Below are 6,853 nucleotides of genomic sequence, written 5' to 3' on the forward strand. Positions count from 1 at the left end.
TGCCCCAAACAGCTGGGACACCTTTTTCCTGTCTATGCACATTCAGCCATAGTTGTGGAACGAGCGGTTATTTTGCGAGAAGAAACAATCTGCCCAACCAACCTCTTCGTTTCACCGAAACCGCTCGTTATCGGCACGAGCCGTAAAGACAAAAAATTCAAGTCGTTTGACAAACTGATATGGCCGAAACGTTCCATCGGGATATCCTTCCGCGATTCGGGCGGCAGCGAGCTTGGCGATGGCCTCATGCCCGGTCACTCTTGCCGTCACATCTTTAAACATCATCGATGAACCGCCCGGCAGTGGATAAGCCCGCGATAAAATGATAGCTGTCTCAGCACGCGTAATCGGCTGCTGTGGTCGAAACGTTCCATCCGGATACCCGTTGATCAGCCCGCGCTCATAGGCGGATTGAATGTAACCAGAGGCGAAATCGGATGAAGCAACATCGCGAAACACCGTCGCTCGCTTTGTCGCATCAAGATGCAGCGCCCGACCAAGCATCACCGCTACTTCGGCACGCGTGATCGTATTATAAGGCTGAATCGTTCCATTGTTATAGCCGGACACTATCCCTCGGCTTGATAAGTAGGCAATCTCCGGCATATACCAAGCGCTCGCTGACACGTCTTTATAATAGGGATCCGGTACGTTCACCGTGATGGGAGCTGTTAATGCTGATTCTGCCCCATCATTGCGTATCGAAGCAAATTCGTACTGGTATGTTCCTTTAACGACATAGTCTGTATACGTCCCCGCTGTTTGCAGCGTTTCGATCTGTTTTCCGTTCCGATATACACGATACCCTTTTACTGCGCTTCCTGACAAGGTGACGGAAAAAGCGACTTCTCCTTTTTTCACCGACAATAGCTTCACTTTCAGCTCGGGCGGTTGGTTGGACACGGCCCGTACGAGTCCATAGCCGTACCACGGATCCCTCCCGGGTGTCCCTAAATCCAAGGCACGATCTCTTAACATTTGGCGCAATTCGATATTCGTCCGCTCCGGATATTGTTGCTTATACAAAGCGAGCACCCCTGTGACAAATGGCGCCGCCATCGACGTTCCAGACATATGCGTATATCCGTCACGACGGCCATCACCGTCAAGAGCAACCGGCACAGTGCTATAAACACCCTCCCCAGGAGCCGCTACTTCGATCGCTGGTCCCGTCGCCGAGTATGGCAACCGAACATTTTCTTTATTCACAGCAGAGACAGCAATGGCACTATCATACTTCGCTGGATATTCGACCGTATCACCTGTGCCGTTAGCATAGCCGTTGTTACCAGCGGCAGCAACGACTAAAATCCCGCTTTCGTACGCTTTCCGAATGGCCGCTTTCAAGGCAGGAGCATCTTCTGGAGCAGCTAAGCTTAAATTAATTATATCTACACGATGCTTCATTGCCCATTCGATGCCTGATAAAATATCGGATACATTTCCCTCGCCGTAACGGTCTAGCACCTTCACTGCATAAATACTCGCATCGGGAGCCACCCCGACCGTCCCGATATCGTTATCTTTTGCCGCAATAATCCCGGCTACGTGAGTGCCATGCCCGTTATCGTCTTGATAGGAATTAGGGCAATAGGACAACACGCAAGCGCCGCCCACTACACGCAAATCCGGGTGCTTTAGGTCAACGCCCGTATCTAAAATCGCGATTTTCACTCCTTTTCCTGTTACACCGTGGGTGTGCATCACGGGCGCTTTCACCTTTTCCACTCCCCAGTCGGTGATCTGGCCATCAATTGCCACCGTTGTATCTTGCTGTACATAATCAACCCCCGGCCAACGGCGTAACAACTCGACAGCCGTAACAGGAAGTGTTGCTGCCACCGCGGGAATCACTTCAAACCGTTTGGTGACATTCCCATGCAACGTTTTCACTGCTTGTTCATCCACTTGTTGTTGAAACACGACAATGACATTGGCAAACAATGGATGAGAAGCAGCAGCTGCACGAACTGGTACTACTGCTGCAACTATAAACACAATACAGATGGTCAACATCCACCACTTTTTCATTATCTGACCCCTCTCCCCAACTCACGCACTAGCTGGGTCAAGCCGCTATGTTTCAGCAGCCAATTCCATAGTCAAAAAACTTCGATGAATCGGAAGGCGCATTGTCTTCGCAGCTACTGAACCCGATCATATAACGGTTGAAAGTTCAAACCGGTTTCTGAGGCATAGTAGTCAAGGATACCAAGATAAATAGCTTTAGCCGCTTGTTCTTGCCAATACGACGATCCAAGCTTCTGTGCATCTTCCTTCCGATCAATAAAACCTAGCTCCACTAATGCAGCGGGCATACTGTTTTCGCGCAATACGTGCAAATTGCCTCTTTTTGTCCCACGGTCAACAGCATCCCATGCCGCGACGAGCCGCTTTTGAATACACTGCGCCAGCTTTTTGCTTTGTTCGACATATGGATTTGTTGCTGCAGCACTATAATAATACGTCTCTGTTCCCGTTCCACCCCCAGCATTCGTATGAATGCTGACAAACACATTTCCTCCCTTCTCTTTCGCAAAGGAGACGCGCTCGCTGAGCGGAATGAATACATCTTTCTCCCTCGTTAGGGCGATGTTAAAGCCCGTACCTTCAAACAACGATTTCACTTTCAGTGCGACATTCAAATTAATATTTTTTTCCACAAGACCATTTGCTGTCGCACCAGGGTCATTGCCTCCATGCCCAGGGTCAATAATGATCGTTTGCGTTTTTACATAGTTTGATAGCGCATCTCCTGCGTCAGGCTGTGAAGCACCCTTGGCCGATAAATAACTGCGACTTACGAAACCTTCTAAGTCTGATGCACGAATATACGCCCAGTTGCCAACAATATGTAAAATATCGACAGACTGTCCTTTATATAATAGACTTACGGCGCTATAACTCGTAGACGGACCGCGTCGGACATTCAATGACGAAGCGTTGACAACGGCTTGACCGATCGGTGTCAGCTCGCCACCATTCACACGATATTGCGGATTGATGGCTCTTGCAACAAATACAGCAAAGTCCGCCCGAATAATCGGCTCATCTTCACCAAATGTGCCATCAGCTTTCCCTTCCGCGATTCCCTTGATTTTCAATTGCTGCACCGCCGTTGATCGTGTAGTTCCGCCAAGCGAATAAGCCCGATTAATGAGCAGGGCCATTTCCCCACGCGTTACAAGTTGATTAGGTCGGAACGTCCCATCTTTGTAGCCGCTGATAATGTTGCGCTCAGCTGCTTCTTGTATGTATCCAGAGGCAAAATTTCCTTTTCCAACATCTTTGAAACGGGTGTCGCGCTGCTTCCCGTCAAAGTTTAACGTCCGCCCAATAATGGCGGCAGCTTCCGCCCTTGTTACATGTTTCGACGGATAAAAATAGCCCGATACACTCCCTAGCACAATTCCCCCTTCGGCTAAGTAATAAATTTCATTTTTTGCCCTGTGGGTCGTGCCCACGTCGTGAAAATACGGTGCAGCCTGCGGATGGCTCATCGGCATCGGCCACACCGCCAGCCATATAAGACAAAAAGAGATAAAAATCTTCTTTGTCATACACCCTGTCTCCCTTTTCGACAAATTTTTTCTCTTATTCTACCATAAATCCTAGATGTCATGAATAGATTTGTAGTACATTTTTCATAAAGTAGTATATTTTTCATAAACAAAAAAAAGCGATGGTCACATATATGTTCGACCACCGCTTGAATGTGTCAACATGCTCTCTCCTCTATTTGCAACTGCCGTGCGGCAAGTGCTCCTGTTCCGTTAATCGACGAATATGATACTTTGCCTCCATTTTACACGTATAGTCAATATCAGCAATCCCCAGCCGGTCAATGAGTCCATTTAACGTTTTGATTTCCTGTTCCGTCGGCGGCTCATTCAATATTTTCCCGATTACTTCATTAATTTTATCCGCTAGTTCCTTATGAAAACGCGGATCGCGTTTGACCGCATCATCTAGCTGGTGAAACCATGATGCATGCTTTTCCGCGTATTCTCGCCAATAAGCCAAAAACTTGTCCATTGCGTATTTTTGCTCATCCCATTGAATCGATTCCATATATTTTTCAAACGCCGATGAAATCGATCTTGTCACGCTAATTTTTACTTCTTTTGGGAGATGGTTCAACATCGTTGCTCTCCTTGACCTCCTCTCTTTCATCAAATTCTTCTGAACCCTTTTTCCCTTCACGGGCAGACACATGTAACCATTTACGGATGAAACGCCTCCGGCCGCTGTGCGGTATAGCCGAAATGGTATAAAATCGCCTCGACGATTCGTTTCGAAGCTTGTCCGTCTCCGTACGGGTTGGATGCCTTCGCCATGGCTTCGTATTCGTTTCGGTTCGTTAAGAGCTCTGACGCCATCTGATAAATCGTATCTTCGTCCGTTCCAGCCAACTTCAGCGTCCCAGCTTCAATACCTTCCGGCCGTTCGGTCGTGTCACGCAACACGAGGACAGGAACACCGAGGGACGGAGCTTCTTCCTGTACGCCGCCGGAATCGGTCAAAATTAAGTACGCCCGAGCAGCAAAGTTATGGAAATCGAAGACATCGAGCGGTTCAATTAAATGAATGCGCGGGTCATCGCCAAGCACTTCAGCTGCCGCTTCCCTTACTGCCGGGTTCAAATGGACAGGGTAGACGACTTGGATATCGTCATATGTTTCGACAAGACGCTTAATGGCCCGGAACATGCCCCGCATCGTTTCGCCAAGGTTTTCACGGCGATGAGCCGTCAACAAAATCATCCGGTCATTACCGATTTTGTTGAGAATGTCGTGGTGGTAATCGTCTTTCACCGTCGTTTTTAACGCATCGATCGCAGTGTTGCCGGTAATAAAGATCGACTCCGGTTTTTTATTTTCTTGGATTAAATTGTCGTACGCTTTTTTCGTCGGCGCGAAGTGAAGATCAGCCATCACCCCGGTCAGCTGCCGGTTCATTTCTTCCGGAAATGGGGAATATTTATTCCATGTGCGCAGCCCAGCCTCGACATGGCCGATCGCAATTTGGTGATAAAAAGCAGCTAAACTAGCGACAAACGTCGTCGTCGTATCACCATGCACGAGCACTAAATCCGGCTTGACTTTCCGCATAATGTCGTCGAGACCTTCTAAGGCGCGAGTTGTAATACCAGCGAGTGTCTGGCGGTCTTTCATAATGTTCAAGTCGTAATCCGGATGAATGCCGAATATTTCCAATACCTGATCCAACATTTGTCGGTGTTGCGCGGTGACAGTGACAATCGGTTCGATCCACTCGGAATGTTTTTGCAACTCCAACACAAGCGGCGCCATTTTGATTGCTTCGGGTCTTGTACCGAAAATCGTCATCACTTTTCGTTTCGTTCCCATCGTTTCACCTGCTTATTCCGATTCATCTATAGTAAAGAAAACCTCAACAAATTACATTACCATAAGTGAGGCGCTTGCTCAACTTTCGGTTTTCCATTTCCAAAAACTCACGGCTCGGAAACACCCTTGCTTCTACCGACATAACTAGCGGCGCTAACCCAACACCAGCGTTTCCCTTTCACCTTATAAGGCCGGTGAAAAAAGATCGCCTCTAACCAGCGTGAGACCCACAAAATGAAAAACTGATGTGACGAAGGTTCTCCCTTTGAGAAGTATTGTTGGAAAGCAGGATGTTTCGTTCCATCGCCATCCTGCTAGAAGAATGATGATTGAATCAAAAACAGAGCACAAAAAGGGGACTTTGATGTTGAAGGTTCTCCGAAACCATCGGTATCAAAAACGGGCGATTTTCACCGGTTTTCTCGACAGCAGTTGGCTGCCAAATGAAAAAGCACGACCCCGCATAAGCAGTTCGTGCTCCATTTCGCTATATCAGTCTGCCGCTGCTAAATCAAACTGCCAACGTCTCGGTTGCGCCGCCGCGCTTTTCCCCTGCCAAAACCGTCGATTCTATCGCTCCAAGTATTCGTGGCTCTAGAAAAACCAGCGCTTTTTTGCTAGTCACGCCATCCATTTTCCGAGCAGCGGAAGGGCCTTCGAAAGAGTCGGTTCATGCACTAATACCGCTTTGCTCCTAAATACCGTTGCTTCCAATACGATTGGTCAAGGCGGCTGATCGTCACACCCGTCGAACTACCGCTATGGATGAACTGGCCATTGCCGATATAGATGCCAGCGTGAGAAGGTCCTTTTTTATATGTCTCAAAAAACACGATGTCTCCAACCGCTGGAGAGGAGACGGGTTTCCCGACGTTCCAAATGTCCGCTACCGTCCGCGGCAACGAAATGCCTTGCTGGGCGAACAAATAGTAGATGAATCCACTGCAGTCAAAGCCAACCTGCGGAGTTTCACCGCCCCAAACGTATGGCTTGCCGAGCAGCTCAGCCGCATCAGCAATCAGTTCCATGACATCGAGTTTGGACGCTGAGGCTTGACCTTTGGATGCTGGAGCTTGTCCGATGAGACGTTCGTACGTTTGGCTATCGACGATGCCGTTCGCCTGAAGTTTGGCATCCTTCTGGAAACGACGGACAGCGTCAGCGGTAATGGTTCCGTAATAACCGGTGATCTCCGGATATGTAAAATAACCAAGCTGTTTTAATTTCGTCTGAACCCGCTTCACCTCTTCGCCACGCGTACCGATCGTCAAATAAATGGAAGTGCGGTTTTCTTCGGCCGGCGGGGCTGTTTTTTTCTTCACCGCATCTTCAATGCGCCCGAACGTTGTTGAATCGACCGAGCCGGTCACTGGCAGGCCGTTGTCCTTTTGAAAACGACGAACAGCATCAGCGGTAATGGTTCCGTAATAACCGGTGATCTCCGGATATGTAAAATAGCCAAGCTGTTTTAAATTCGTTTGAAC

Annotated in this window: 5 protein-coding genes; all 5 read right to left on the bottom strand. The window is 48.5% G+C overall.

What is annotated here, in order from left to right:
* Positions 1-111 precede the first annotated feature (111 nt).
* Positions 112-2,031: a S8 family peptidase gene (locus DSM465_RS0111215; RefSeq protein ID WP_029761378.1), complete on the bottom strand. Its 1,920-nt coding sequence runs from the start codon at positions 2,029-2,031 to the stop codon at positions 112-114.
* Between the two features lie 113 nt (positions 2,032-2,144).
* Positions 2,145-3,560 (bottom strand): N-acetylmuramoyl-L-alanine amidase, encoded by a 1,416-nt coding sequence (locus DSM465_RS0111220; protein ID WP_029761379.1) that lies wholly within the window; start codon positions 3,558-3,560, stop codon positions 2,145-2,147.
* Between the two features lie 175 nt (positions 3,561-3,735).
* Positions 3,736-4,143: a hypothetical protein gene (locus DSM465_RS0111225; protein ID WP_035498466.1), complete on the bottom strand. Its 408-nt coding sequence runs from the start codon at positions 4,141-4,143 to the stop codon at positions 3,736-3,738.
* 80 nt (positions 4,144-4,223) lie between these two features.
* A complete protein-coding gene (gene wecB, locus DSM465_RS0111230; protein ID WP_011888247.1) occupies positions 4,224-5,369 on the bottom strand; it encodes a non-hydrolyzing UDP-N-acetylglucosamine 2-epimerase in 1,146 nt (381 codons plus the stop codon).
* Between the two features lie 677 nt (positions 5,370-6,046).
* A partial coding sequence (locus DSM465_RS0111235; protein WP_029761380.1) for a C40 family peptidase occupies positions 6,047-6,853 on the bottom strand: 807 nt, incomplete at its 5' end.

This window comes from Geobacillus thermodenitrificans subsp. thermodenitrificans DSM 465, assembly GCF_000496575.1.
Lineage (GTDB): Bacteria > Bacillota > Bacilli > Bacillales > Anoxybacillaceae > Geobacillus > Geobacillus thermodenitrificans.

What these genes read in the sequence shown, in the direction of transcription:
- wecB (WP_011888247.1), bottom strand. Translation starts at nt 5,369, where the DNA reads ATGGGAACGAAACGAAAAGTGATGACGATTTTCGGTACAAGACCCGAA.
- DSM465_RS0111220 (WP_029761379.1), bottom strand. Translation starts at nt 3,560, where the DNA reads ATGACAAAGAAGATTTTTATCTCTTTTTGTCTTATATGGCTGGCGGTG.
- DSM465_RS0111225 (WP_035498466.1), bottom strand. Translation starts at nt 4,143, where the DNA reads ATGTTGAACCATCTCCCAAAAGAAGTAAAAATTAGCGTGACAAGATCG.
- DSM465_RS0111215 (WP_029761378.1), bottom strand. Translation starts at nt 2,031, where the DNA reads ATGAAAAAGTGGTGGATGTTGACCATCTGTATTGTGTTTATAGTTGCA.